The 23,729-nt window shown below is 65.7% G+C and carries 26 protein-coding genes; 9 read left to right on the top strand and 17 right to left on the bottom strand.

The genetic code is table 11. The features are described from left to right. The first annotated feature begins 827 nt into the window (after positions 1–827). Complete coding sequence (locus AB0F51_RS23960) at positions 828–1,373, top strand: cytochrome P450 (RefSeq protein ID WP_360283485.1); 546 nt, start codon at positions 828–830, stop codon at positions 1,371–1,373. A 353-nt stretch (positions 1,374–1,726) separates the two neighbouring features. Here the strand turns inward: AB0F51_RS23960 and AB0F51_RS23955 are convergent, their stop codons facing one another. The 4 genes from AB0F51_RS23955 to AB0F51_RS23940 form a co-directional block, all read right to left on the bottom strand. Continuing rightward, the gene (locus AB0F51_RS23955; RefSeq protein WP_360283440.1) at positions 1,727–2,269 is read right to left on the bottom strand and encodes a hypothetical protein; all 543 of its coding nucleotides are present in this window, start codon (positions 2,267–2,269) and stop codon (positions 1,727–1,729) included. Between the two features lie 195 nt (positions 2,270–2,464). Further along, complete coding sequence (locus tag AB0F51_RS23950) at positions 2,465–3,109, bottom strand: anti-sigma factor (RefSeq protein ID WP_360283438.1); 645 nt, start codon at positions 3,107–3,109, stop codon at positions 2,465–2,467. Positions 3,110–3,940: 831 nt separating this feature from the next. Further along, complete coding sequence (locus tag AB0F51_RS23945) at positions 3,941–4,666, bottom strand: aspartyl/asparaginyl beta-hydroxylase domain-containing protein (RefSeq protein ID WP_360283436.1); 726 nt, start codon at positions 4,664–4,666, stop codon at positions 3,941–3,943. A gap of 35 nt (positions 4,667–4,701) precedes the next feature. Then, complete coding sequence (locus tag AB0F51_RS23940; protein ID WP_360283483.1) at positions 4,702–5,262, bottom strand: sigma-70 family RNA polymerase sigma factor; 561 nt, start codon at positions 5,260–5,262, stop codon at positions 4,702–4,704. Between the two features lie 1,209 nt (positions 5,263–6,471). Between AB0F51_RS23940 and AB0F51_RS23935 the strand changes: the two genes are divergently transcribed. Beyond that, a complete protein-coding gene (locus AB0F51_RS23935) occupies positions 6,472–6,939 on the top strand; it encodes a hypothetical protein (protein WP_360283434.1) in 468 nt (155 codons plus the stop codon). Between the two features lie 1,221 nt (positions 6,940–8,160). Here AB0F51_RS23935 and AB0F51_RS23930 read toward each other — a convergent pair. Next, positions 8,161–8,550 carry a polymorphic toxin type 30 domain-containing protein gene (locus tag AB0F51_RS23930; RefSeq protein ID WP_360283432.1) on the bottom strand — a complete coding sequence of 130 codons (390 nt, stop codon included), beginning with the start codon at positions 8,548–8,550 and terminating at the stop codon, positions 8,161–8,163. A 1,082-nt stretch (positions 8,551–9,632) separates the two neighbouring features. Then, positions 9,633–10,274 carry a hypothetical protein gene (locus tag AB0F51_RS23925; RefSeq protein ID WP_360283430.1) on the bottom strand — a complete coding sequence of 214 codons (642 nt, stop codon included), beginning with the start codon at positions 10,272–10,274 and terminating at the stop codon, positions 9,633–9,635. A 1,124-nt stretch (positions 10,275–11,398) separates the two neighbouring features. Here AB0F51_RS23925 and AB0F51_RS23920 point away from each other — a divergent pair. Next, positions 11,399–11,770 (top strand): hypothetical protein, encoded by a 372-nt coding sequence (locus AB0F51_RS23920; protein ID WP_360283428.1) that lies wholly within the window; start codon positions 11,399–11,401, stop codon positions 11,768–11,770. 20 nt (positions 11,771–11,790) lie between these two features. Here the strand turns inward: AB0F51_RS23920 and AB0F51_RS23915 are convergent, their stop codons facing one another. Beyond that, a complete protein-coding gene (locus tag AB0F51_RS23915; RefSeq protein WP_360283426.1) occupies positions 11,791–12,237 on the bottom strand; it encodes an SOS response-associated peptidase family protein in 447 nt (148 codons plus the stop codon). A gap of 67 nt (positions 12,238–12,304) precedes the next feature. On the opposite strand from AB0F51_RS23915, the gene AB0F51_RS23910 reads away from it, so the two are divergent. Both AB0F51_RS23910 and AB0F51_RS23905 read left to right on the top strand, forming a co-directional pair. Continuing rightward, a complete protein-coding gene (locus tag AB0F51_RS23910) occupies positions 12,305–12,484 on the top strand; it encodes a hypothetical protein (RefSeq protein WP_360283424.1) in 180 nt (59 codons plus the stop codon). A 214-nt stretch (positions 12,485–12,698) separates the two neighbouring features. After that, positions 12,699–12,914 carry a hypothetical protein gene (locus tag AB0F51_RS23905; RefSeq protein ID WP_360283422.1) on the top strand — a complete coding sequence of 72 codons (216 nt, stop codon included), beginning with the start codon at positions 12,699–12,701 and terminating at the stop codon, positions 12,912–12,914. A 201-nt stretch (positions 12,915–13,115) separates the two neighbouring features. Here AB0F51_RS23905 and AB0F51_RS23900 read toward each other — a convergent pair whose 3' ends face one another. Continuing rightward, on the bottom strand, positions 13,116–13,442 hold the full coding sequence (locus tag AB0F51_RS23900; RefSeq protein WP_360283420.1) for a nuclear transport factor 2 family protein: 327 nt from the start codon (positions 13,440–13,442) through the stop codon (positions 13,116–13,118). 76 nt (positions 13,443–13,518) lie between these two features. Here AB0F51_RS23900 and AB0F51_RS23895 point away from each other — a divergent pair, with 76 nt between their 5' ends. Next, positions 13,519–14,046: a MarR family transcriptional regulator gene (locus AB0F51_RS23895; RefSeq protein ID WP_360283418.1), complete on the top strand. Its 528-nt coding sequence runs from the start codon at positions 13,519–13,521 to the stop codon at positions 14,044–14,046. Here the strand turns inward: AB0F51_RS23895 and AB0F51_RS23890 are convergent. Continuing rightward, on the bottom strand, positions 14,034–14,888 hold the full coding sequence (locus tag AB0F51_RS23890; protein WP_360283416.1) for an SDR family NAD(P)-dependent oxidoreductase: 855 nt from the start codon (positions 14,886–14,888) through the stop codon (positions 14,034–14,036). The genes AB0F51_RS23895 and AB0F51_RS23890 overlap by 13 nt on opposite strands. Positions 14,889–15,115: 227 nt before the next feature. On the opposite strand from AB0F51_RS23890, the gene AB0F51_RS23885 reads away from it, so the two are divergent. After that, a complete protein-coding gene (locus tag AB0F51_RS23885; protein ID WP_360283414.1) occupies positions 15,116–15,817 on the top strand; it encodes an alpha/beta hydrolase in 702 nt (233 codons plus the stop codon). A 36-nt stretch (positions 15,818–15,853) separates the two neighbouring features. After that, the gene (locus tag AB0F51_RS23880) at positions 15,854–16,519 is read left to right on the top strand and encodes a TRIC cation channel family protein (protein WP_360283412.1); all 666 of its coding nucleotides are present in this window, start codon (positions 15,854–15,856) and stop codon (positions 16,517–16,519) included. Position 16,520: 1 nt separating this feature from the next. Here AB0F51_RS23880 and AB0F51_RS23875 read toward each other — a convergent pair whose 3' ends face one another. The 5 genes from AB0F51_RS23875 to AB0F51_RS23855 all read right to left on the bottom strand — a co-directional run bounded on the left by AB0F51_RS23875 (position 16,521) and on the right by AB0F51_RS23855 (position 20,051). After that, the gene (locus tag AB0F51_RS23875) at positions 16,521–17,183 is read right to left on the bottom strand and encodes a GntR family transcriptional regulator (RefSeq protein WP_360283410.1); all 663 of its coding nucleotides are present in this window, start codon (positions 17,181–17,183) and stop codon (positions 16,521–16,523) included. A gap of 104 nt (positions 17,184–17,287) precedes the next feature. Continuing rightward, positions 17,288–17,872, bottom strand: coding sequence for a hypothetical protein (locus AB0F51_RS23870; RefSeq protein WP_360283408.1), 585 nt, complete (start codon positions 17,870–17,872; stop codon positions 17,288–17,290). 1 nt (position 17,873) lies between these two features. Then, on the bottom strand, positions 17,874–18,479 hold the full coding sequence (gene rdgB, locus AB0F51_RS23865; protein ID WP_360283406.1) for an RdgB/HAM1 family non-canonical purine NTP pyrophosphatase: 606 nt from the start codon (positions 18,477–18,479) through the stop codon (positions 17,874–17,876). Next, positions 18,476–19,192: a ribonuclease PH gene (rph, locus tag AB0F51_RS23860; RefSeq protein ID WP_360283404.1), complete on the bottom strand. Its 717-nt coding sequence runs from the start codon at positions 19,190–19,192 to the stop codon at positions 18,476–18,478. The genes rdgB and rph overlap by 4 nt, the downstream gene beginning before the upstream one ends. A 10-nt stretch (positions 19,193–19,202) precedes the next feature. Beyond that, entirely contained in the window at positions 19,203–20,051 is an 849-nt protein-coding gene (locus AB0F51_RS23855; RefSeq protein ID WP_360283402.1) for an SGNH/GDSL hydrolase family protein, read from the bottom strand. Between the two features lie 145 nt (positions 20,052–20,196). On the opposite strand from AB0F51_RS23855, the gene AB0F51_RS23850 reads away from it, so the two are divergent. Then, positions 20,197–21,375: a Gfo/Idh/MocA family oxidoreductase gene (locus AB0F51_RS23850; protein ID WP_360283400.1), complete on the top strand. Its 1,179-nt coding sequence runs from the start codon at positions 20,197–20,199 to the stop codon at positions 21,373–21,375. On the opposite strand, the gene AB0F51_RS23845 is transcribed toward AB0F51_RS23850, so the two are convergent. From AB0F51_RS23845 to AB0F51_RS23835, 3 genes are read right to left on the bottom strand one after another with little or no spacing between them, the layout of a single operon-like run. After that, a complete protein-coding gene (locus AB0F51_RS23845; RefSeq protein WP_360283398.1) occupies positions 21,372–22,205 on the bottom strand; it encodes an alpha/beta hydrolase in 834 nt (277 codons plus the stop codon). The two genes, AB0F51_RS23850 and AB0F51_RS23845, sit on opposite strands and share 4 nt — an antisense overlap. Continuing rightward, positions 22,205–22,951 carry an MBL fold metallo-hydrolase gene (locus tag AB0F51_RS23840; protein ID WP_360283396.1) on the bottom strand — a complete coding sequence of 249 codons (747 nt, stop codon included), beginning with the start codon at positions 22,949–22,951 and terminating at the stop codon, positions 22,205–22,207. Before AB0F51_RS23840 ends, AB0F51_RS23845 begins: the two co-directional genes overlap by 1 nt. Before the next feature lie 10 nt (positions 22,952–22,961). Beyond that, positions 22,962–23,723 carry a TetR/AcrR family transcriptional regulator gene (locus tag AB0F51_RS23835; protein ID WP_360283394.1) on the bottom strand — a complete coding sequence of 254 codons (762 nt, stop codon included), beginning with the start codon at positions 23,721–23,723 and terminating at the stop codon, positions 22,962–22,964. Positions 23,724–23,729: the final 6 nt, after the last annotated feature.

Below are 23,729 nucleotides of genomic sequence, written 5' to 3'. Positions count from 1 at the left end.
CCGCACGACGACCTCGCCCGTCGGCACGGTGACTGAGTGGGCGGCGGACGGCATGAGCGCCGTCACAGATCCAGCCACGAGCAGGCCGGCAGCCGCGGTCAGTCGTCGCCGCAACGATGTCTTCATTCTTTGCTCGTTTGAATATTGCTATCTCTGTCAGGGGCTGTTATTGCTGTGATGTCTAGCGATACGGCCACAACAGTGGCTCTGGTTCGCGGGGCTGCCTTCCCTGCCGCCTGCAGGTCGGCTGTAGTCCGGAGATAGGTCGAGGCACCATCTGCCAGGAGCTGGCCCAGGCCAGCGCACTTGCGGGCAACCGCCAACGCGCATCGGCCATCCCTCGCCGCTGATGGTGACGTCGTCGCGATGGTGGGAAGCCAATGATCTACGCGGGATCGGCTCGATCTTGTGGGATCACGAATAGACGCATTCCGACAAGCAGTGGAGGACAGCCGTGTCCAAAGCTCCGTACGGATTTGGACGACTGCCGAGCACAACGCCAAACAGGCAGAGCCGCGACATCGCCGTCCGGCTCGGACAGAGCCAGTTTGGTCCACCGGACGTGGCTTAGCGGCTCTCCTCTAGCAGGATAGTGCGTTCTAGTCTTTAGACATCGCTCAAGCCAAGGTCTCTAAAACCATGGTCGGGTGCACAGCCCAAGGGCCTGGGTCTCTAAAACCCGGGTCCTTTGCTTGTTGTGGCGCCTATCGCGGAGGGAGATGAAGTAGCGGCGGATCTGATCGAGGCCGTCGACCGAGGCGATCTCACCGAGAAGGAACTGGTCTCGACCATCTTCTTGCTCCTGAGTTGCCGGCCATGCCACGAGCATCAACCTGCTCGGCAACGGACTCCACGCGCTCCTACAGAACCCCCATCTGCTGGACAAGCTGCGCGCGGACCCGGATGCACTGCCCAACGCTGTCGAAGAGTTGCTGCGATTCGACTCGCCAGTGGACATCACCGCCTGGCGCTACGCCACCGAGGCGGTACAGGTCGGCGACGTGACCATCTCCTCCGGCGATCCAGTACTGATCTCCCTGTGCGCGGCCAACCGCGATCCAGCTGCATTCGCCGGCCCGGACCGGGTCGACGTCAATCGTCAACCGACAAAGCACCTGGCATTTGGCTTCGGCACTCACTACTGCCTGGGCGCGCCGCTCGCGCGCCTGCAAGGTGAAGTCGCCTTCGCCGCTGTGCTTCCTCGCTTCCACGACATGGGCTTCTCTACCGATCCCGAGGAGCTTCGCTGGCGATCAGGGCTCTTACGCAGAGGGTTGGAGCACCTGCCGGTCTCCTTCCGTCCCACATCCACCGACGGGTCATGTCCTGTAGTCGCCGCTGAGAGGCTGCCTACGTCAGGGGTGTACGAGTAGCCATGCGGTCATCGTGGGCGGCAGCGTCGCGGGACTCGGTTGCGGACTTGTACTCGCGGGACAAGGTCATCAGGTGCACATCCTCGAACGTGATCGGACCGACGACCTGGTGGAGCTGGAGGTGGCAGCCCGCAGTTCAGGCTGGCGCCCGCGCACCCCTCATGGCCTGCACACACCTGTTTCTGCCGTTGATGCATGAGGTACTGCGCGAGTATGCGCCAGATGCCCTGGACGATCTGCGGTTGCTGGGATGCCACGAGGTCCCGGCGACGGCGACGCTCCCGCAAATGTCCGACCCGGGGGTCGCCAACGCCACCGTCCTCCTGGCCCGCCGATCGCTGTTCGAGGCGGTGTTACGGCGCGCCGTCCGACGACGTGCCCGCATCACCTATAGCCCTGGCGTCGAAGTCCACGGCCTGTGGTTTGCGGACAGCGGAATACCGCCTCGTGTCATCGGTATCCGAACCGCCGGTGGTCACTCGATCATGGGTGATGTCGTGATCGCCGCGACAGGTCGGCACCGTGACCTGCTGTCCGTCTGGTTGCGCGCCGCAGGTGTCATCGATATCGAGTGCCGCAATGAGCCGTGCCGATTCACCATGTACACCCGCTTCTACCGGATGTTGCCTGGGGCCGAGCGCGGTCCACTCGACGATCCGTTCAGCCTGGGTGGCTTTCACGATGCGTTCGGGCTGCAAGCTCCTGTTGGCCGACAACGACATCTTCTCGGTGACTTTCGGCGGTCTACCGCAGGACACCGAGTTGAAGCGATTGGCCAAGCCTGACTTCTTGACGGCGGCAGCGGCTGCTGTTCCCGGTATTGCAACCTGGGTGGATCCCTCGCGATGAGCATCGGCGAAGCTCTCGCCGATCATCCTGATGACGCGATCGGTCAAGCCCTCGCAGTCGACGTACCATGGCTGAGACAATCGCGACGTGGTACGACGAGGCTGTGGCTCGCGACCGGCTGCGCGCCGCGGCCTGGGAGAATGCCTGAATGGCGCCGGCGATGGTGGCCCGTCTGGCGAGCCCTTCGACAGGCAGCTGAGTAGGGACGTGCTCCTGAACTCGTGCCGCTGAAGGACCGGGCCTCATCGAAACTCGCCAGGCACGGGCCCCGAGAGCACAACTTGACCGGACGACTGCGGCCCGTTGCCCTCGGACTCGAGCGTGACACTGATCGTCGGGAAGTCGGTCAGATCGACTCCCGACCACAGCACGATCTCCGACGGTCCGCCCCGCAGATGAAAGGTCCCGATGGATACCAATCCACGATTACCCTTGACCCAGCCTTGGTAGTAGCGTCCCGCCGGTGCGGCAGGAAGATCAGTCGTATCGAGAATGATCTCGACACCCGAGGCGGTATCCCGCAACTCGACCCGCCCGCGGGCGCCCTCAGCGAGCGAAGTGCCAGCCAGCGTGGAGCTGTACGTGTCGACTCGATCGCCGACCATCCAGACACCTCCCGCAGTGGCGACCAGCACACCTGCGGCCGCCACGCCGATGAGTCGGCTGCGCGTGAGCCTTCTAGCGCGCCGGCGAATCCATACGACGTTCTCTGTCCTGACGACCCGTTGACTCGGGTCGCTCGGCGCCGCATCGAGCTCACACATCAGTCGTTCCAGGAGTTCCTCCGGTACTCGCGCCCAGACCTCGGGCCACCGCATCAAATCCTCAACGGCTATGCCCGTTGACAACTGGCGGTTCCTGCTACCCATCGCCGGCCTGTCGTCCATCACCGATTTCTACCCATCTGTCTGTCCAATTCGCCATGTCAGACAGCACTACGTCCGTCGTTCAAGGCCGGATCACCGAAGCCTCGCCGCCGTCGTCTACGGGAGTTTGGGCGTACGCCCTGCCGACTTCGGACCTTCCCGGCGGTCGCGTCGACGTGTCGCGGCCGCAGATCCAGGGCTTCACTGCCCCGCAGTGTAAGGAATCGCTCGCGATTCGTTACGGTGTCCAACCGCTGCGGCCAGGAAATCGCCGATGGCGCACAGGCACCACCCGGATGTCCAGGGCATTGGCCTGCCGAGCGAAACCCCTGGCTCCTCGCCCATGCACACCGCCGCCAGCTCACCCGTTACCTCGTGTGGATCCGGGGCTTTCCATTGACCCTGGTTGCGAAACGACCCCGAGTTGAGTTCGCGGTGGCGTTCCGGCGACGGCGGCACGCCACCGGCCGGGCTCGACTGAGCGATCAGCGTCGAGCGGGACATCTGGACTGCGAACAACACCGCTCGATCGGTGCAACGCCTTCATCTGCCGGCAGCGGCGACGCCTCCCACCATTCGTAACTCGTCGAACGCTGTACTCGAGGCCGGCTTCGGCAGGGACGCTCCTGTCTCGTTCAGCTTCTTCAACGGCACGCCATCGGAGCAGTGGGAGCAGCGGCCGAGCGTCACTGCTTCGCCGTGTTTCGGATGTGGTTCAACCGCGGCGCCAACCGCTGCCTAAACATTTTGAAGAAGACCTCCACGAATCTTCACGTTCGCGCAACTCCCGCCCGGGTCCGGCGGCAACGCGCCCCGGATTTCCCATCCGGGGCGCGAGTCCGTGCGGCGCGCTCAGCCCTTACCGTTCTTGATGCCCTTGGCGAACTGGCTCGCCGTGCGCGTTGCGTGGCGTACCTCGCCGGCGTGTTTGGTCACGCGCAAGATCCCCCGATTGACGACGTCGAGCACAGGCGGCAGCGGGCGCAGTACGTCGAGAAAGAGCACCACCCGCGGTCGAGGATCGTCGTTCCACACCTCGTGCTCGTACGTGTCGTCGAACAGCAGGCTTCTGCCTTCCTTCCAACTGCGCACCTCGTTGTCGACCCTGATGGCGCATGACGGCCCTTCCTGCGGCACGATCATGCCGAGGTGGTAGCGCAGCACTCCCTTGTATGGGCCGTGGTGCGGAGGGATCTTCGCGTTGCCGTCGAGGATCGAGAACATCGCGGTCTTCATGCCGGGGATCTTCCGCAACAGCGCGTCGGTCGCGGCGTAGCGGTCGGCGTTCTCGTCGACGCGTTCGCCGTAGATGTAGAGCCAGAGCGCGTTCCACCGCACGCCGGCGAAGGCGGCCTGCCGTCTGGTGAGATCGCCGAAGCGCGGGATCTTCTCGCGCTCCTCGAGCGCCCGGTCGAGATCGTTGCGGATCACCTGCCAATTCGCCTCTAGCTCAGCGACCCACGGGAAGATCATCGGGTCGAAGAAGCGCTGGTGCCCGTCGGGCGCGTACCGCTCGATCGCCACTCGCATCAACTCGAGCGGCACGATCGGATTCCGAATTGCCTTGCGGTCGTTCACCAAGCCTCCATGGTCGGAAAATGACGCCTCGCACCTCAGGTCAGGGCATCGTCGCGCAGATGGGAAAGCAGTTCGGCGAGATGCCGCTGGGCCCGGGAGGTGCGGCTCTTCACTGTTCCCAGCGCGATGCCAAGGCGCGCGGCGATCTCGCTTTGCGTGTGTGCTCCGTGGTACGCGAGCCAGAGAACCTCACGCTCCTCCGGCGGCAACTGGTCAAGCGCCCGGCGCACCTGCCAGGCCCGCCAGGTCTCCTCCATCGACGGGTCGTGCGAGGCCAGCACGCGATCGACCTGCTCAGGCTCCAGGGGCAACATCTCGGACGCGCGACGCTCTCGCCGGTAGACATCGATCGCCGCGCGCCGAGTAATGGCGTACAGCCACGGCTGCAGACCCCGCGAGACGTCGAACCGGTCGGCGGCCTGCCAGGCCTGCACGAAGGCCCGCTGCACTGTGTCCGCGGCGAGATCATGTCGCCCCAACATCTTGAGCGCGATGACGTACATCGGCGCGGAGAATTCCCGGTACAGCTCCCGCATCGCTGACTCATCGCCCTGGCGGAACCTCTCGCCCAAACTTCGCCCTGGCTCAGGAGTCACCACAACCACTCCCGGCCCTTGGTCCGCCGTCTACCGCCGCACCCCGTGGCTACGGATACGGCCGTCGCGCACCGCAGTCGGTGTCTACGCCCAGCCCGCATCGTCCCCGCACCTCACTTCGCCAGACAATCGCTTGCCTGACCAAGGTCGGTCAGATCCCGCGGGGTCACATCGGTAGTGGACTGCCTATTTCGCGACGACCAGTCCTACCTATAGGGCAGAACGCCTGCCTACAGGCGCTGTGAGCTTCAACTACCGCTTGGCCGCGCATCTGTGCCCCGGCTCCGACGGTCGGCGGAGACCCGACGGTCCGCGGACCGAGACGCTCAACCGCTCGGCGAGCGAGAGGAGGCGGTCTAGTCCGCCAGCAGGGAGGTCCGCACCGCGCCGAGATGCCGAGCCGCGTCCGATCGCTTTCGGGTCTGCCCCTCCGACGGAGTCCAGGTTCCAACTCGGCGGCTTGAGAGGTAACCGCTGTTCAGGCCCGTCCGCAATGCGCATCGTCGGACAGTCGCGCGACAACTCGACGAGCAGCGCGGTTGCGCCGTCTCTGAGCCACCAGCTCCCACTCGACGTCCCAGGTCGCCTTCAGTCGGCACGAACGAGACGAGTTCCTTGGGACACAGCACGCGTCAGCCCAACGATCGCCTTGCGGGCGACAGTCGACCGACACTGTCGCGCTCTCGGTCGCATCTCAGGGTCCCGCCGATGGGTAGCTGTGCTGGTCACTGCGGCGCGCTGCACTTCTTCTCCTACGCACTGCCTGGCCAATCGGTTCTCGATTTTCGAGTGATGTTTTCGGGTTCCGGGTCGCAACAAAGCAGTCGATTCGACGGTCGAACAGACCAACTACAGCGAGGGTGCCGCTGGATTTCGATACATGCACCCGGATTGACCCATCAGGGTCTTTCGCTACGTTTCGAGAGGTATGACATGCATTTCACTACGGCCATACGAACTGCCCTCATGACGCTGACCGTCAGCAGCACACTCCTGCTTGCCGCGTGCGGCGGCTCCCCGGAAGCCAAGCCTGCGGCGACTGCTCCTACCGCCGCAACGTCTGCGGCTCCACCCGGGGCAGGCGAAGCCAGCCCGAGTCCGACCGCGAGTGGACCCACTGACTCGACCACTCAGCAGACTGTGGCGCCCACAACCCAGTCAACCGCTGATCCAAGGCCGAAGCCCTCCCTGCCTGCGGGAAGCGGTGCGATGCTGCTGCCGACCGGGTTGCGCGCCAAGGGGGCCCGTCAGAACGATGAGTACCGCTATCTCGACTTCGCCGCCAACGACGATGACCAGGAGATGGCCAGACGCTACGCGGAGCAACTCCGCAAGGCCGGCTGGAAGGTGTCCGGCCAGACAGCCACACTAGGCGGCGTACACGTCGGGTTTGCGTATGAAGACCCCAGCTTCTACGTGACCACCAGGCAGGTCCGGATGCCCGATCTTGAATTCAAGAGCAACCCGCCGAGCGTCGACGGACAATTCCTGACGTTGCACTTCAACACCGCAGGGAACCCAGAAGAACTGGCGACCTACCGGCAGAAGCTCATCAAGGACGGCTACCGGATCACCGATGTCGGCGACTCCGACCAGGCAGTCAAAGGCGGCGTAGTTCTCCAATTCCGGAACGTCGACTCCACGACGCTGGAAGTCGAGATAGAGCGCCTCGGGTGATCACACAGAGGGTGGTACCCGAATCGGGTACCACCCTCTTGGTCTGTGCGCTCCGGCTCGGTCGGCCTGCCCCGACCAGGCCGGCACTCCTGGCGCCTCGCGTACGGCTGGACCAGACCGGGGCAACCTGTTGGCCGGCATGGTGAGCAGAATGGTGAGCAGAAGGTCGCGAGGTCGCCAGCACGGCCTCCAAGCACGGGACAACTCGGTCTGACCACGCATCGTCATTTTGCTGGTGAAAGCTGACTCGGGCCGGCATCTTGGACCCGACCTTCCGGACTCACTGGCGGCGCTCAGTCCGGAGCTTCGATCATCTGACTGACCACGACCGGCGCTCCGCACCAGTTCCAAGACCACCTCGTAGTCACGAACTGAAGGGCCAGCGATGGCCCTCCGAAAGAATTCCTCGCCGAGCCCGGCGAGCGCTAGGCCGCACTGCGGACCCGATGCCGCTCTTTTGACAGTCACCGTGACGAGGGACTTCTCCGACGGTGGAAGTTATCCTCCGCAACGCTCGAAATCGTGACACTCGTCGAAGATTCCGTCTGCGACAATAGTGACCGAGTCCCTCGAAGATTCGGTGAGCAGCGAACTGCTACCGATCAAAGACAGCACCAAGGCTGCCATCGGCACGAGCATTGCGGCGACGAGCTTCGTGTTCCGGCGATGGACCATCATGCACTCCCTTGTGGGGCAGCCCACGGCGTGGGCCGTCTGGCCGCCACAGTAGCGGCCACGCCGCCCTGAACACATAAGGGAATTCCCTCAACTATTCCAGGTTCACGATTCGCACCCGCAGCACTACTGACCCACACGAGATGGCGACGTTAGAGGGCCCGGATTAGGACTCCCGATCACTCTCATGCCGCCAGCAAAGTGGCCTCCAGATAGTGCCCGGAATCGTCGAACTGCTTGCCGCCCACGCCCCGGCAGGTCCCCCTATCCACATGTTTCTGATACGAGCGCCCCCGTCTGATCTAAGGCCCCTGGTCCGATCGCTGCCCAGCACCAGCCATCCTGTCGATAACCGGAACCCGGGGGTCAGCAGTTGCGCCGGCCAGGCGTCCGAGGCTGACAAGACGCATCCACACCCCAAGAAGATGCTGCAGATTTCCGAGCCACAACCTGATATTCCGGCTGGTCATGCCGAAAGAGTGAAGCACCGTCTGGATTTAACCAGACGATGCTGCGACGAAAATACCCTACTGTACTTCTGGTTGACTACTCTCCATCTGGCCGGAACAGGCGATACGGAATGTGGGTCTGATTCGCCGCCTCCGGGTTGTAGGTCGGGCTGCGTGGGTTGTGGACCTGGTGGTGGAACAAGTTCCCCGCCTCGTCCTGGTACTGCCCGTCGATCTGAACCCGGACCGTCCAACCCTGCCCTGAATTTGAGTTAGGGGGCGCGGTCCCATCACGATCGTGCACACGAAGGCTCACCTTCCGGCCATCGGCATCCGTCCACTTGAACTTCAAACCATTCTGCGAACCTCCACCCGAGTGCGGAGTAAGTGCCGCCCCCTTGGCATGTTGCGGGACGATGCTCAGTGCATCCTTGCCACGAAGGTCGTAGCCGGTTGGCTGTTGCCCGGCCGCGACCATACCGACCATCGTCACGACAGTGCCGATGGTTTGCAGGATGATGGCTCGATGTTCGTCCTTCGTAATACCAAAGGGAGAAAGATTGCGTCCATTGCCCTATCAAGGGAATCGCGCCGTCTTGTTCCGATGTCGGTGGTGGTGGTGGTGGTGTTGGCGGGGGTGACGTTGTTGGTTTGGGTGGGGGTGCTGGTGGTGTCTTGGTGGGTCAGCCCACCAACAAGCCGGCCGAAGCCGAAGCCACGCGAACCGGCCGCTCAGAGACGCCGCCCGGCGACGGCTACCAGCGGCACGGACGACATGCTCGATCCACCACTCGGCTGCCGGAGCGGCCGGCTACACCTCGACGCATTCGACGTTTCCGGGAACGCTGGGGGGTCGAGGCGGCAGACGTTCTCCCAACGGTGCGCGCCCCGGGATTCGCAATGTAGGCACGGCCGCTATCAGCGGCGGAAAGATGGCAATGGGCGCGCGGGCATACCTCTGCCGTGACATCGGACGGCGACGCTCTCCACAACTGCCGCTGGGTACCGCGTAGTCTGGTGGTACCTAGCGGTAGCTCGCGCAACTCCGCCAGCATCAGTCCGTTCTCAGCTGTAGCAGAACCTCGTTGTGATTCGTCCCGGTCGTGCCTACAGGGCCTGTCGGCCGCGCCAGGTGGATATGCGCTGTGTCAGGCGAGACTACTGCGGCGGTCGCTCCTCCACTCAGCCCGAGGCTTGCAAGCAACGCTGCGCAGACCCTCCGCCACCCAGTCTTTCGGAGCATCGTCGTCCCTCTCCAATATTTCGAACACCTGATTCGGTACGCCGATCATCCGCATGCGGATGATCGAGACGGATCCGCTGCGCAGGACGGGACGCTGCCAGACTTGCGGCCGTCGTGGACTCGACATTCGTCTGGAAGACATCACCATGATTGCCGGCATTGTTGGGTCCCGGGCAGGTTCGGGACTGCTTGAGATCACCCGGCGCAGCGGGTCGCGCCAGCGAGCTCGGATGGGCTGCGGCCGACTGATCCACGACAAAGTTGCTTACGTCCGGGGGCCGGTGAGTGTGGCTGATGCTCAGTGCACAACGGCTAAGCCGGGCCGGTCAGGCCATGACGGTGACCATGAACTCAGCATCGCGTGGTTGACCGGTAGTTGAGTCCGCACACTTCACCCTGGATACAAGGCCGCTGACCACCACAACACCACAAGCGACGATCCCACTAGCGGGTGAAATCGGTGTCACCTGAACGCTTGCGAAATTGAGCACATCGGCGAGTCCATTCAAGGCGACCAAGTAACTTCCTACCCCGCCGGACAAGTCTTTGACCGCGGTAATAGTGCCTGTCGAACTGAAGGATGCATGCACAGTTCCGTTGGCGAGCACCCTCGCGTAAGCAATGACTCCTACCGATCCAGTGAACGGGGGAAGGTAATAGCCCTGGAGGTCGATGTTTACGTCGACGGCGCCGAACTTGTTGAAGATGGCGAGTTTCCGCCCCACGCCCAGCTTGATCGTCGCGTAGTTGGCGATGATCTGACCGGCATTGAAGCTCACCGTGCTGCTCACCGGCTGCGCCTCCCCGCCGGGAAAAGCCTTCAGGTACCCGGCCGCGGTGCCCTTGATCGCCGTCACACTGATCGCCACAGCGGTCGCGTTGGCCGGGACCTGAGGCACAGTGATAATTCGAGTCTCACCCGCCTTGAGCTTGCCAGCCGACGATTGCTGTGTCGTCAGCACCCGCACCGGAGCGACCGGCTGGAAAGCCCCTGGCCCCGGCGAGGTCGCAGCGGCTCGCGCGCCGGCTCCCTGTGAGTTCGACGGCAGCGCTTCAGCAATCCCTAGCCCTGCCAGGGCGACTGACGCTCCAACTACGCCAGCAAAAAGTGCTGTCGCCCACGCCCTGCCTCGCATAGCATGCGACCTCTCAGTCCGGGGTGTACTAGCTGCCAACCATTACGTACCCTCCGCAGCATTCGGTTCTCGTCCCGGATCGTCCCACGGCCGGCGGTTTCTGGTCCGACCAGAAGACACTGGGGCCGGTCGGCGCTGCAGCTGGTGGAGATCCGAACCAGTCGACAGGCTCACCCCCCTCGGCTTCGTCATACAGCTGGCAGCGGCCGGAGTGCGCGGGGACGTATAGCCCGTCATCGGTCCATTCCCCATTGTTGTTGCGGGTCGACTTCACTTCTGCCATCGCGCTACTCCTCGAGCGGGGCGAACGGTTGCCCGGAACCAGCTCGCCAAGACCGTCGGCGGTGCCGCCGGGGTCGCGGTGAAGGCGCTGCGCAAGCCGACGCTGGCGTGGCTGGCCAACGTCCTCGTGCGGACCGATCCATCGGGTGTCGATGCACTCACCGAACTCGGGAAGGCCTCCGTACTGCGCACCTGTCGGGTGACGGGGCCCGGATGTGCGCGCTGACCGTGAAAGCGGCACGAACTGGTCAAAACGCTGGTGGCCGAGGCCAGGGCACAAGCCCAGCCGCAGGGGCGTCCGGCCACGCCGGCTGTCGTGGAGCGCCTTACCGAGACTCATGACGCGGCCGTCGTCGACCCCGGCGCCGCACAGTTGCTCCGCAGCGGCCAGCTCACCAGCGCACTTCGCCACGTCGGGTTCGGCGTGGTCGACGAGACCGGCTCCCCCGCCAAGTTCGCGCCACTAAAACCCGCGCCGATCGTCGACAGAGATCGGCCGTCAAGGTCGACCGGTGCGCCTGCGGGCAGCTGCCGTGCCTGGTCAGCATCTTGAGGTGTGGCGCCGAACACGAGGCGTGTGCGCACGCGCCGTCGCCCATCCGCCGCCTCCGAGACTGGAGCTCGACCCTGCGCCGCGTTCCTCGAGTTGGCCGGCCTGCGGGTACGTTCCAGTCATGAGAACGGGCAGACTGCATGCCGGCGATAGCTTCGACGTCTTCACGAGGAGAGCCCGAAGCTCCGGAGCGGTGCCTGTGCCGCTGCCGGTCGACAGGGTGATCCGTGTGGTCGACGAAATCTCTCCCACGATTCAGGGGCTGCGGATTGTCAGCTTGTCGCCGACCGGCGCTGAGTTCGATCGCACAATGAATCACAGGACTTGGGGCCTGCGGATCACCCTGAAGTTCGACCCGTTGGCAGCGGCGGAAACCATGATCTCGGCCTGGGCTGAGCCGAAATTCGGCCTGGCTCTGTTCGATTGGGGTCAGGGCGCCAACGACATCAGAACCCTGCTGGAAGCGATCGAACGGCAAGCCTCCTTCCGCTGAACCGTGCGACGGCGCCCACTTCAGCTGAGCTCAAGTGGCTGGAGAAGCCTTGGGTTCGCCGGGGCGATCGCCATCGGCATCCTGTCGTGAATCCGGCCGACCGCATCGGTCGCGGTGGTGGTGATGATGATGGTGTAGGTCGGGACGAGTGCGTTCGGGTCGTCGTCCGGCAGTGACTTGTCCCGCCAGAACTCGTAGAGGCCGGCCAGGGCCAAGGTAGAGCCGTCGGCCGGGCGGAGCGCGAACGGCTGTTTCACCCGGTTGCCTGTCTTCTCGCTGACCTGGTCGGTTGCCAGCCACTCGTAGAAGGCATCGACAGGGATCAGCGCGCGGCGCGACTTGAACGGCGTACGGAACGATGGCTTCTCGTGGACCGTCTCCGCGCGGGGGGTGACCAGCTTCGAGCCGATCTTGAGGTCCTTGGCCCAGAACGGAACCAGCCTGTTGACCGGACTACGCGACGACACGCCGTCGTGTGGGGCGATGGTTCAGTGATGTGCGGGATAGATCTTGGGCCTCTGATTGGGAGGCCAAGTGGCGCAGCGGGATCTGGTCGGCATCGAGCTGCCGATGTGGGGTCGAGTCGTTGCCGGTGACGATTATGTTCCGTGGCTGGTTGTTGACCACGGCTATGCCTATGACCTGTTGAGGTGGTGGAGATGTCTGTACGTGGTGGAGGTTGCCTGGTCCCGCGCGAGTATGGACGAAGTGTAGCTACGGCTGGCACAGTGAATCTGGTCACCGGAGAGCGGTATCTCGACGATCGCTTCAAGCCGCTGCCTCGACCCTGCTGGCGCATCTGCAGCACCATGCATAGACCCGTGGGGCACCTCGCGACGGCCAACTTCTCCGCTACGTAAACGGTAGACCGATCACCAAACGCCGCTACGACTACCTCTGGAGCCGAATCGGCAAGCACCTGCCATGGGTGGCGACCCAGCAGATCAGCACCCACGGGCTGCGGCACACCACGCTCGCCTGGGTCGAGCGAAACTTCGGCTACGCCACAGCCCGCGCCTACGCAGGCCACTCCGACAACGCCAACGCCGGAACCACCGCCACCTACGTTCGTGCCAGTCTTCCCGAAATCGCGGCGGCTCTAGCTGCTCTCACCGGCGAACCGCACCCTCCTGCCGGCAACTAAGCTACGCCCGAGGCAGATCGAACACGTTTCGACAGCCAGCACGCAAGGCCTTCCACAGGGGCGATGCCAGGCCCGCGCAGCCCGAGCAGTTCCTGCTAACCTCGCCGTCATGACTACCTGCATTGAGCAGGTATGCCGCGGAAGCGTGTTGGTGTCCCGCCTCTGGCACCCGAACCGCGCATCCCTGCACCGCAGATTCGATCAGGCGGGGGTGATCTCCAGCCGGTCGATGACGTCGGTCAGGGTGAAGCGGAAGGAGAACGGCAGTGGGCCGCCGGGGAAGTCTCCGTTCGCGTTGGCGGTCAGCGTCGGGCCCGATGGGTCGTAGTGGACGACGGTCAGCGTGATCTTCGGGGCGATCTGGTGGTCCTGGATCCAGTGGGCGATCCGCGTGGCGCCGCGGTACTCGGTGTTGTCGTCGATCACCACCGCTTCCGGTCCGAAGAGGCCGGCCAGCGCCTCGGCTTGGTGGCTGTTGGTCGCCTCGACGAACGAGGTGACCAGGGATTCAGTGACGGTTGCACTCATGAGGTTGCCTTTCCTGGGGAACTTCTTCTCTGATTTTTATGTCTTCCTGGACACGAAAGTTCGGTAGGCTGCGGGGATGGTCGCACCTGTCGATCCGTCGTCGCGGAGGTTGCGCGAGGCGGGTGATTTCCCGTACCGGTCGGAGTTGCTGGCGAGCTTGAGCGCGCTGATCCTGTTGTGGGAGTCACCTGGCCTGCAGAGCGAGATTCTCACCGCGAGCGGCGAGCCGATCGATCAGCCGGCCCACTCGGCCCTTCGGCATCTGGCGGCCGGTCAGCCGATGCGGCCGAGCGATCTCGCCCAGGCGATGGGAACCGGCCCTTCGAACATCAGCAAGATCCTCAAGCGCCTCGAGGCGGCGGGATTTGTCGAGCGTGGCCCCGATCTCGAGGACACCCGCTCGACCTTGATCACGCTGACGCCCGAGGGGCAGGCGGCCGCGCGTCACATCTATGACCTCGGCGACGCCATGATCGCCCAGGTACTCGCTAACTGGTCGCCGCGCGACATCGCCCGGTACACCGAACTGACGAAACGCTTCACCGCCGACGCGATCGCGGCCGCTGAGGTGATGCGACGCGAGGGTCTCGCTCACCGACGCTGACCGGATTCAGCAGGGAAATCGGCACTACGCGAGAGGGCTTCACTGGCGCGAATGTCGGCGAGGTTCGACTCCAGAGTGCTGACCGCGGTATCGAATCCGCCGCTACCGAGCACCAGGCGGCGCGGCGGAGATTCCAGGTCCATCGCCTGAAGCACGACCTGGACGCCACGCTCCGGATCGCCAGGCTGGTGACCGTTCTGGTCGATCATGGCTTTGCGGATGACGTCCAACTGCGGCAGGTAGGCGTCCACGGTCTCCCGCAGTGGTTCGTCGGCAAAATTCGAGTACGCCCGGGTGCGGAAGGCGCCCGGCTCGACGGCCAGCACCTTGATGCCGAACTCGGCAACCTCCGCGCGCAGTACCTCAGTGACTGCTTCAAGTGCGAACTTCGCCGCCGAGTAGTACCCGAAGCCCTCAATCCCCCGCAAGCCCGCGACCGAGGACATGTTCACCACCCAGCCAGAACCCCGGGCTCGCATTCCTGGCAGGACCGCTCGGGTCACCTCCAGTACGGCGAAGAAGTTCAGCTCCATCACTCGCCGCACATCCTCGGGCCGCATCCCCTCGATCGACCCGTACCAGCCCCGGCCGGCGTTGTTCACGACCACATCGATCCCACCGAACTGCTTCTCGGCCGCGGCAACCCCAGCTCGCACCTGACCGGCATCGGTCACATCGACCTCGGCCACAAGGACGCTCTCGCCGTGGGGAGCAGCCCAGTCGGCCAACTCCGCAGGGCGCCTCGACGTGATCGCCACCCGGTCACCCCGTGCCAGCACAGCGTCGGCGAACACCAACCCAAAGCCGCCAGGGGTCCCGCCGGTGATGAACCAAGTCCTCATGTCACTCCTCCTCGGTGTGATGCGATGTCGTCGGATACTGTCCTGTCGGACACAATAACATGTCCTGCAGGACAGTATTTTTCGATCAAGATCCGTCGTGTCAGCGCCCTCGACAGGCTCTTGTACTCGCGTTCTGCATGCAATATATTAGATATCAGAGTCGGCGACCGCCGGATTCGCCAGCATCCGCTCCGGGACTCCCGGCGCGGGAGGAGAGGAACCAGATCATGAGCACCGACCAGCAGATCAGGAACGTCGTACTGGTGCACGGCGCGTTCGCCGACGGCTCGGGATGGCGTGGCGTGTACGAGAATCTGACGGCCCGCGGTTACCGGGTGACGATCGTGCAGAACCCGCTCACCTCACTCGAGGACGACGTCGCAGCCACCACCCGCGTGCTGGACCGGCAGGACGGCCCCGCGATTCTCGTCGGGCACTCGTGGGGCGGCACGGTGATCACCGAGGCTGGGGCCCACCCGAACGTGGCCGGTCTGGTCTACGTCTCCGCCCTGGCACCCGACGCCGGCGAGACCACGAGCCAGCAGTACGAGGGATTCGCCGCGACGCCGGACTTCGTCATCGACGTCGGTGAGGACGGCTACGGATTCCTCAACCACGACAAGTTCAAGGCCGGGTTCGCCCACGACGCGAGCGACGCGGACGCCGCCTTCCTGCGGGACTCGCAGGTCCCGATCAACATGTCGGTCTTCGGTACGGCGGTGAAGAACGCCGCCTGGCGCGACAAGCCCACCTGGGCCGTCATCGCCACGGAGGACAAGGCCTTCGACCAGGCGATGCTGCAGCACATGGCGACCCGCAGCGGCGCCAAGATCACCAACGTGTCCGCCAGCCACGCCCTCTTCACGACACAGGCCGGGGTTGTCGCCGACACCATCGACGACGCCGCGAAGAACGCCGCGAACGCGTAGATCGCGCGCCGGCCCGCTGTCTGTCCGGACGACCGCATGTCGATCACCCCGTTCCAGGTGACTCTGTGGATCGAACTCCTGGCCGCCGGACTCGGCGGCCTCCAAGGGGCACTCTTCGCCGCCGGCGTCCGGTCTCGCCGCATCGACGTACTCGGCGTCATCGTGATCGGACTCGCCGTCTCGCTCGGAGGCAGCCTGGTCCGCGACCTCGTGCTCAACCAGCCCCCGGTCGTGCTCTGGAGCAACTGGTACCTGACGGTGGCCGGCGCCTCCGCGATCCTCGGCATGATGCTGCGACCTGTACTGGCACGAGCGGACTGGCTGATCACCGTGCTCCTCGACGCCGTCGTGATGGGCCTGTTCGGAGCCATCGGCGCCTCGAAGGCGCTGTCCCTCGGCGTCAGCGCTGCCGGCGCACTGGTGGTCGGCGTCATCGGAGCCATCGGCGGCGGGATGCTGCGCGACGTCATCCTGAGCCAGCCGTTCTCCTTCCTGCACGTCGGCACCCTGTACGCCGTCGCGGCCGGCGCCGGCACCGGAGCCCTCATCCTCCTCGCCGAACTCGGCACGCCCATCCCGATCGCAGGATCGGTCTGCGTGGTGCTGACGACACTCATGCGCCTGACCGCCGTCCGCTTCGACTGGACTTTCCCGGAACAGTTCGCGGTACGCCGAACATCGCCGAAGAGGCGTCGAGACTAGGTCAGGCCTCGGCTTCGGGGTCTTCGTCGACCGCGAGGCTGTGCCAGATGTCGAACGCCACCGCGGCTGCGCCTTCCGCGTCGCCGGCCTCGATGAGATCGATCAACTGCTCGTGCCGACCGACCGACACCCGGCCGTCGACGCCGAAGCGCAATCGCTCCGCGCGGCGGATCAGCGGGTCGAAGCGTTCGATCACCGCTTCGAGGGCCTGATTGCCGAGTGCGGCGACCGGGATCCGGTGCAGTTCCTCGTCGGCATCCAGCGCCGCACTCACATCGCCTGACGCCACCGCCGCGGCAAACCGGCGGTTCGCGTCCCGCATCCGGCCGACGTCCTGCGCGCTGAGCCGCCCCGTCACCTGCCGTACCGCCAACTCGTGCATCGCGGCGACGACGTCCTTCGCGTCCCGCACCACCTGGATGTCGATGGCACTGACCGTCGTGGATCGACCCGGCAGCGCCACCACCAGTCCACTCGCCCCGAGGCGCAGCAGCGCTTCGCGCACCGGGGTCCGGCTCACCCCCAGCCATTCGGCGAGCTCACCGTCCTTGAGCTGCTCCCCCGGCCGGAACGTTCCGTCGACGATGGCGTCGCGGAGGCGACGGTAGACGTCATCGCGCAGAAGGGTGCGGTCGACAGCAGGACTGCCCTGGGGAATCGGCATGGCAACATATTGCACACACAGCCCCAGATTTACGAAAGCCTGGGTGTCCGCGAGCGGAACGCGTCGAGCTGGACGTAGGTCGTACGGCGTCGGCGTATCTGGGGTCAGAGGGTGTCGAGGTAGGCCCTGCCTCTTGGGGTTAGTTCGTAGCCGGTTTCCAGGCTGTAGGTGAGGCCTAGGTTTTTGAGTTTGCGGACGTCGAGCTTGAAGTTCGCCGTGTCTCGGCCGGCGGCCGCGGCTAGGTCGGCGGCTCGGGTGCCGGGGTTGGCTTGGATGGCTTGCAGGGTGGCGGTGGTCCAGGCGCCGTGGCGGCTGAGGTCGTCTAGTTTCGTCAGGGCGGTGCGGAGGTCTGCGAGGTCCTCTGGGGTCAGGTGGGCGTTGGCGGCTAGTTCTTCGCGGGGGTCCGGGCCCTCGACCAAGTGGAACTTGATCAGGAAGGTGGGCCAGTCCTCGTTGCCGCGGAGCCGGCGGCGGACGTCGCGGGCGTTCTGGCGGTCGGCGGCGAAGATGTCGTCGTCGTAGTCGGAGATCAGGTCGGGGTTGACCTGCCGGACGCTGTCGATCTCGATCCGGCCGGCGTTGGTCCGGTAGATCCGGCCTTCGACGACGCGCGGCTCGGCCCAGCGCCGGTACGCCGCGGTGATCTTGCCCGCCTCGACGCCGTCACGATCTGCTCCAGCGAACAACATGTCAGGCCTCCAGTGCTTTTGCCACGATCGGCGCCAGCTCGCGCAACGCCTTGCCACGATGGCTGATCGCGTCCTTCTCCTCGACCGTCAGCTCGGCCGTCGTCCGGTCGTACCCTTCGGCGGCGAACAGCACGTCGTACCCGAAGCCGCCGGTGCCGCGCAGTTCGCGGATCACCGAGCCGGGCATCTCACCGCGGACGATCACGTCCTCGGCACCCTCCCGCACGAACGCGACAGCCGCCACGAAGGATGCACCCCGCCGCTCGTCCGGTACGTCCTCCAGCTGTCCGAGCAGCAGCAGGTTGTTCGCGTGGTTGTCCTTGGCCGGGCCCGACCAGCGCGCCGACAGGACGCCGGGCATCCCGTTCAGCGCGTCGACGCAGATGCCGCTGTCGTCCGCGATCGACGGCAACCCGGTCGCCGCCAGCGCGGCGTGGGCCTTCAGCAACGCGTTGCCCTCGAAGGTCGGCTCGGTCTCGGCCGGCTCCTCGTACGCCGGGACGTCCCCCAGCCCGAGCACCTCGATCCCGGGCACGATCGGCGTCAGGATCCGCCGGAGCTCCTCGAGCTTCTTCTTGTTGTTCGAGGCAAGCAAAACCTTGGTCACGCGAGGGCCTCCAACTGCAGCTTGGTGAGCTCGGCGCAGCCCGCAGTACCGAGGTCCAGCAGGCTGTTCAGCTCGTCGCGGTCGAACGGCGCGCCCTCGGCAGTGCCCTGTACTTCGATGAACTTGCCCGCACCGGTGAGCACCAGGTTCATGTCGGTCTCGGCGCGGACGTCCTCCTCGTAGCAGAGGTCGAGCATCGGGGCGCCGTCGATGATGCCGACCGAGACGGCCGAGACCGAGCCGGTCAGCGGTTCGCCCTTGAGCGCCTTGCGGTCGCGCAGGTAGGACACGGCGTCGGCCAGTGCGACGTACGCGCCGGTGATCGCGGCCGTGCGGGTGCCGCCGTCGGCCTGCAGCACGTCGCAGTCGAGCAGGATGGTGTTCTCACCGAGCGCCTTGTAGTCGATCACCGCGCGCAGGGAGCGCCCGATCAGGCGGGAGATCTCGTGCGTCCGGCCGCCGATCCGGCCCTTCACCGACTCCCGGTCCGAGCGGGTGTTGGTGGACCGCGGCAACATCGCGTACTCCGCGCTGACCCAGCCCAGGCCGGAGCCCTTGCGCCAGCGCGGCACACCCTCGGTCACGCTGGCCGCACACAGCACCCGGGTCCGCCCGAACTCCACCAGCACCGACCCCTCGGCGTGGTCGAGCCACTTCCGCGTCAACGTCACCGGTCGAAGCTGGTCAGGAGTCCGTCCATCAATACGCGCCATACCGGAAACCCTATGCCCGGAGGCGCTGCACCTCCGCATCGACCGGCGACCGGGCTGTGGACAAAAGACCCGGACGGAGGTGGGTGAGGGCTAGGCGGGTTGCCCAGGGGGTTAGGTCGTGGGCTCGGCGGGTTAGCCAGGGGACGCCTTCGCGGAGCATCCAGGCGGCGTCTGCCCATTTCGTGGGCGGTTGCCCTGCGCAATCCAGAGCGGGCGGTACTGCGATGTGCAGCCCCTGACGCTGCAGCTCGTCGGCGAAAGCTCGAGCCAGGTGGCGGTGGCCGCGTTCGGCGGGGTGGAGCCGGTCGATGCTCCAGAACTCGCGCCGGTAGACCTCTGGGTAGTCGGCCATGTCGATCCGGATCCCGCCGAAGCGCGCGTGCAGTTCGTCGTACGCCGCGTTGACCCGTTCGATCCGCTGCCACAGTGGCAGGCGCAACCACGACGGCAGGCCGAACACCTGGCCGTGGTCGTGGAACCGCACGGTCAGCAGCAACGCGCCGCGCCCGGTCAACTGCTCCGCGCAGTACCAGAGGCAGTCGCGGATCTGGGCAGCATCGAAACTCGAACGCATGGTGTCGTTGACGCCGACGATGAGGGAGGCCAGGTCGATGGGTCCGGCGCCCGTCGCCGGGAGTTGGTCGGCGGCGACCACCGGTGCGGTGGCGCCGCTGGTCGCGAGGTTGGAGAACGTCACACGGTGGGAGCTGCCCAGGGAGTCGGCGAGCAGCGAGGCCCAGCCCCGCCACCCCTCCCCCGGGCGCGCACCGGCACCGGACAGGTCGGTCGTACTGCCGTTCAGCGGGTCCCCGACACCAACGGTCGTCGAGTCGCCCAGTGCCACGTAGTGGAGGCTCACATTCCGTCATGGTGACGGCGCTGTCCGAGGTCTGGGTGAGACCGAGATGACCAGGGGATGGCTTTCACCGAATCAAAGAGATGTTGAAGATCGGAACTGTTCAGACATAGGGTTTAGCAATCACCTACGTGCAGGAGTTGCTGGCATGAGTACAGAAGACCTTCGGTTCGGTGTGGTGGGGCTCGGCCTCCGGTCCGGCCTGGCCAAGCACGCCCACTTCCCGGGCGAGGGATCCCGGATCGTGGCGGTCTGCGACCCCGTCGAGGCGCAACAGCAGGCGGCGCTCGCGGAGTACCCGGAGGCCGAGGCGTACGCCGATCACACCGAACTGCTCGACCTGAAACTGGACGGCGTCTTCCTGACCACGCCGGACGACCTGCACGAGGACCCGGCCATCGACTTCCTCCGGGCCGGGGTCGCCGTCTTCGTCGAGAAGCCGCTGGCGATCACCACCTCGGGCTGCGACCGGGTGCTGCAGGCGGCGTACGAGACCGGCACCCGCCTGTACGTCGGGCACAACATGCGCCACATGCCCGTCGTGCTGACGATGCGCGAACTCATCCAGGCGGGCGCGATCGGTGAGGTGAAGGCGATCTGGTGCCGGCACTTCGTCGGCCACGGCGGCGACTTCTACTTCAAGGACTGGCACGCCGACCGCCGGCGCAGTACCAGCCTGCTGCTGCAGAAAGGTGCCCATGACATCGATGTGATGCACTGGCTGGCCGGCGGCTACACCACCCGGGCGAACGCGCTCGGCGGCCTGACCGTGTACGGCCGGATCGAGGATCGCCAGGACCGCTCCGGGCAGCGGTTCGCCGACTTCGTGTCGGAGGACAACTGGCCGCCGCTGGCGCAGAAGGGGATGGCGCCGGTGATGGACGTCGAGGACCTCTCGATGGCGAATCTCCAACTGGACAACGGCGTTCTCATGTCCTACCAGCAGTGCCACTACACCCCGGACTACTGGCGCAACTACACGGTGATCGGCACGGCCGGACGGCTGGAGAACTTCGGCGACACCTCGGGCGGGGTCGTGAAGGTCTGGAACAGCAAGCGCTCCGGCTATCGCGAGGACGCCGACCAGGTTGTCGAGATCCCCGAGGCCGAGGGTGGTCACGGCGGTGCCGACCCGCGCCTGGTGGCGGAGTTCGTCCGCTTCGTCCGCGACGGCAGCCCGACCCTCACCTCCCCGATCGCCGCGCGAGCAGCAGTCGCCGCCGGCTACGCGGCAACCACCTCGCTCCGCACCGGAGGCACCCCGATCGACGTCCCCGCACTCGACCCGGCCCTCATCGAGTACTTCGAGAACGGCCAAACCCGCTAGCCGGCGAGAAACTCCTTCAACACTTGACGAAAAGCGTCCGGTCGCTCCCGCCAAGGTGAGTGACCGGCGCCTTCGATCAGGCGGACTTCGTGCTGCGGAATGTGCCGCGCGAGAACCTGTACTGCGCTCGCCGGGCGGGGGTCCCCCGTGCCATGAACAAGCCAGACCGGCATCGGCAGACCGGCCACCAACGCGATCAGGTCCTGGTCGGAGTACGCATTGATCTCGGTGCTGAGTGCCCGGTTGGCGGCGAAGTTGATCGGGTGCGGAACGGCCGCATCCTCCGATGCCCACTGCCAGGCATGCTCCCGATCGGCGTGGTCGGTGAACCACGACAACACCCGGAACTCCGTCTCCTCCTCAGGCGATCGGCTTGTCTGCAAGGCGATCAGGCGCTCCAGCTGCTCAGGGGTCATCCGCCGGTTGCGCTCCTCGTAGTACGGCGTGTGCCAGTCGCCGAGGCCGACTCCGCTGAAGTGGCCGACCTTCACGACGTACTGCGGATGAGCAGCCGCATACGTCAGCGCCAACCGAGCACCGAAAGAGTGGCCGAGGACAATGATCTGCTCGTGATCCCAGTGCTGCCGGAGTTCGTCGATGTCGTCCTGCAGGCGTCGCATCGTCTGCAACTCTGACGGATCCGAGCTGCCACACCCACGCTGGTCGAAGCGATGCACGACGGTCAGGTCGTCGAGCATCGCGGCCACCGGCTCCAGGTAGTCCCACAACCCCGGCCCGCCATGCAACAGGACTACTGGCGGCCTTGCGGTCGGCGTACCGGTGGTCCAGGTGCGCAGGCGGGTGCCGTCGGACAGACGGACCGAGGACATCAGATGTCGAAGGTCGCGTTCGGGGTCGCGACGAGGACCTCACCCGGGTAGGTGCGGCGGGCACCTATCGCCTGGGTTTCGCGGTTGAACCACGGCGGGACGTGCGTGATGACGAGGCGTTTCACGCCGGCTCGTTTGGCGTGTTCACCCGCGTCGGCCGGGGTCATGTGGAGATCCGGCGGGTTGTTCGGGTCGTCGTCGCGCAGGGCGGCCTCGCACAGCAGCAGGTCGCTGCCGCGCGCCAGCTCGACCAGCCCGTCGTTGGGACCGGTGTCGCCGGAGTACACGATCGACTTGTTGCCGTGCTCAACCCGGATCGCGTACGCCGGTACCGGGTGCACCATCGGGACGGTGCTCACCGTGAACGGCCCGATCTGCTGGATCTCCTGCCAGGTATGGAAGTCCAGCTCCTCCTCCATGCCCGGATCCAGCGGCAGGTCGTAGGCAAGCGCCATCCGCTCGGCGGTACCGGGCGGGCCGTAGACCGGGATGCGGGGCAGCGGGGACGACGGCGAGTACTTCGCCGCGACGTACAGGCCGCACAGGTCCATGCAGTGGTCGGGATGCAGGTGGGACAAGGCGATCGCGCCGATCTCCGGCACGGACAGATGGCGTTGCAGCGCACCGAGCGCGCCACTGCCGAGGTCGAGCACCAGGTGGAACCCGTCGGCGGTGACCAGATAGCTCGAGGCAGGCGAGTCCGGCCCGGGGACGGACCCGGAGCAGCCGAGCACGGTGAGCTTCATATCTTGAACATTACCGGCGGGTTGACGTCTTCGCAGGAATCCGTGCGGCGTCGCCGAGCAGCTGATCGAGCTGCCTGGCTATGATTTCGAGCACATCACGCCCGCGTCTGGTGCCATGGACAACATCCAGCCCCAGCCCGGTGACCCCCGCGACCAGCAGGTCGGCGGTCGAGCCGGGGTCGACGCCGGGCCGGAGCAGTCCGGAATCCGCGGCCTGCCGGAGGATCAGGGCAACAAAGTCCTCCAGCGAGCGGTCTCCCGCCAGGAACACGGCGGCCAGTGCGGGATCGGTGAGGCTGCGGGCGTAGTACGCCGCGAGCACCCGCAGGCTGAGCCGGCGCTGCTCGTCCAAGGGCACGAATTCGCTGAGAATCGCCGAAAGCAAGGCCTTCGGGTCGGCGAGGTCCGCCTCGATCCGGTTCCGCGCGTTCTGCTGGTTCGTTTCGTGCAGCAACCTGAGCGCGTCCACGAGCAACTGGTGCTTGCTGCCGAAGTGGTACTGCACGACTCTGACCGAAACGCCTGCCTCGGCCGCTACTGCGCGCAGGGATACCGCTTCCAGCCCTTGCTCGGCCGCGATTCGCCAGACTGCGCGCGCGATCTGCGTACGCCGCTGCGCCGCGACGGTGGTCTGTTCCGCGGGCGGCGCGGGCTGCGTACGGCGGCTGCGGTAGGCCTTCGCCTGACACGCGCGCGAACAGTACCGCGGCCGCCGCCCCCGCTCGGGCACCACCAGCGAACCACCGCACACCTGACATCTTTCGTCACGCACCCTCGC

It is taken from the genome of Kribbella sp. NPDC023855 (assembly GCF_040639475.1).
GTDB lineage: Bacteria > Actinomycetota > Actinomycetes > Propionibacteriales > Kribbellaceae > Kribbella.
Note: the sequence above shows the minus strand (reverse complement) of the source record. Positions and strands in the feature narration are given on the sequence as shown.

Bases quoted from the DNA above. Each gene is read 5' to 3' on its own strand.
- AB0F51_RS23890 (WP_360283416.1), bottom strand. From the start codon at position 14,888: ATGAGGACTTGGTTCATCACCGGCGGGACCCCTGGCGGCTTTGGGTTG.
- AB0F51_RS23900 (WP_360283420.1), bottom strand. From the start codon at position 13,442: ATGAGTGCAACCGTCACTGAATCCCTGGTCACCTCGTTCGTCGAGGCG.
- AB0F51_RS23850 (WP_360283400.1), top strand. From the start codon at position 20,197: ATGAGTACAGAAGACCTTCGGTTCGGTGTGGTGGGGCTCGGCCTCCGG.
- AB0F51_RS23920 (WP_360283428.1), top strand. From the start codon at position 11,399: ATGAGAACGGGCAGACTGCATGCCGGCGATAGCTTCGACGTCTTCACG.
- AB0F51_RS23880 (WP_360283412.1), top strand. From the start codon at position 15,854: ATGTCGATCACCCCGTTCCAGGTGACTCTGTGGATCGAACTCCTGGCC.
- AB0F51_RS23935 (WP_360283434.1), top strand. From the start codon at position 6,472: ATGCTGCTGCCGACCGGGTTGCGCGCCAAGGGGGCCCGTCAGAACGAT.
- AB0F51_RS23895 (WP_360283418.1), top strand. From the start codon at position 13,519: ATGGTCGCACCTGTCGATCCGTCGTCGCGGAGGTTGCGCGAGGCGGGT.
- AB0F51_RS23845 (WP_360283398.1), bottom strand. From the start codon at position 22,205: ATGTCCTCGGTCCGTCTGTCCGACGGCACCCGCCTGCGCACCTGGACC.
- AB0F51_RS23840 (WP_360283396.1), bottom strand. From the start codon at position 22,951: ATGAAGCTCACCGTGCTCGGCTGCTCCGGGTCCGTCCCCGGGCCGGAC.
- AB0F51_RS23950 (WP_360283438.1), bottom strand. From the start codon at position 3,109: ATGGACGACAGGCCGGCGATGGGTAGCAGGAACCGCCAGTTGTCAACG.
- AB0F51_RS23870 (WP_360283408.1), bottom strand. From the start codon at position 17,872: ATGTTGTTCGCTGGAGCAGATCGTGACGGCGTCGAGGCGGGCAAGATC.
- rph (WP_360283404.1), bottom strand. From the start codon at position 19,192: ATGGCGCGTATTGATGGACGGACTCCTGACCAGCTTCGACCGGTGACG.
- AB0F51_RS23875 (WP_360283410.1), bottom strand. From the start codon at position 17,183: ATGCCGATTCCCCAGGGCAGTCCTGCTGTCGACCGCACCCTTCTGCGC.
- AB0F51_RS23930 (WP_360283432.1), bottom strand. From the start codon at position 8,550: ATGGTCGGTATGGTCGCGGCCGGGCAACAGCCAACCGGCTACGACCTT.
- AB0F51_RS23885 (WP_360283414.1), top strand. From the start codon at position 15,116: ATGAGCACCGACCAGCAGATCAGGAACGTCGTACTGGTGCACGGCGCG.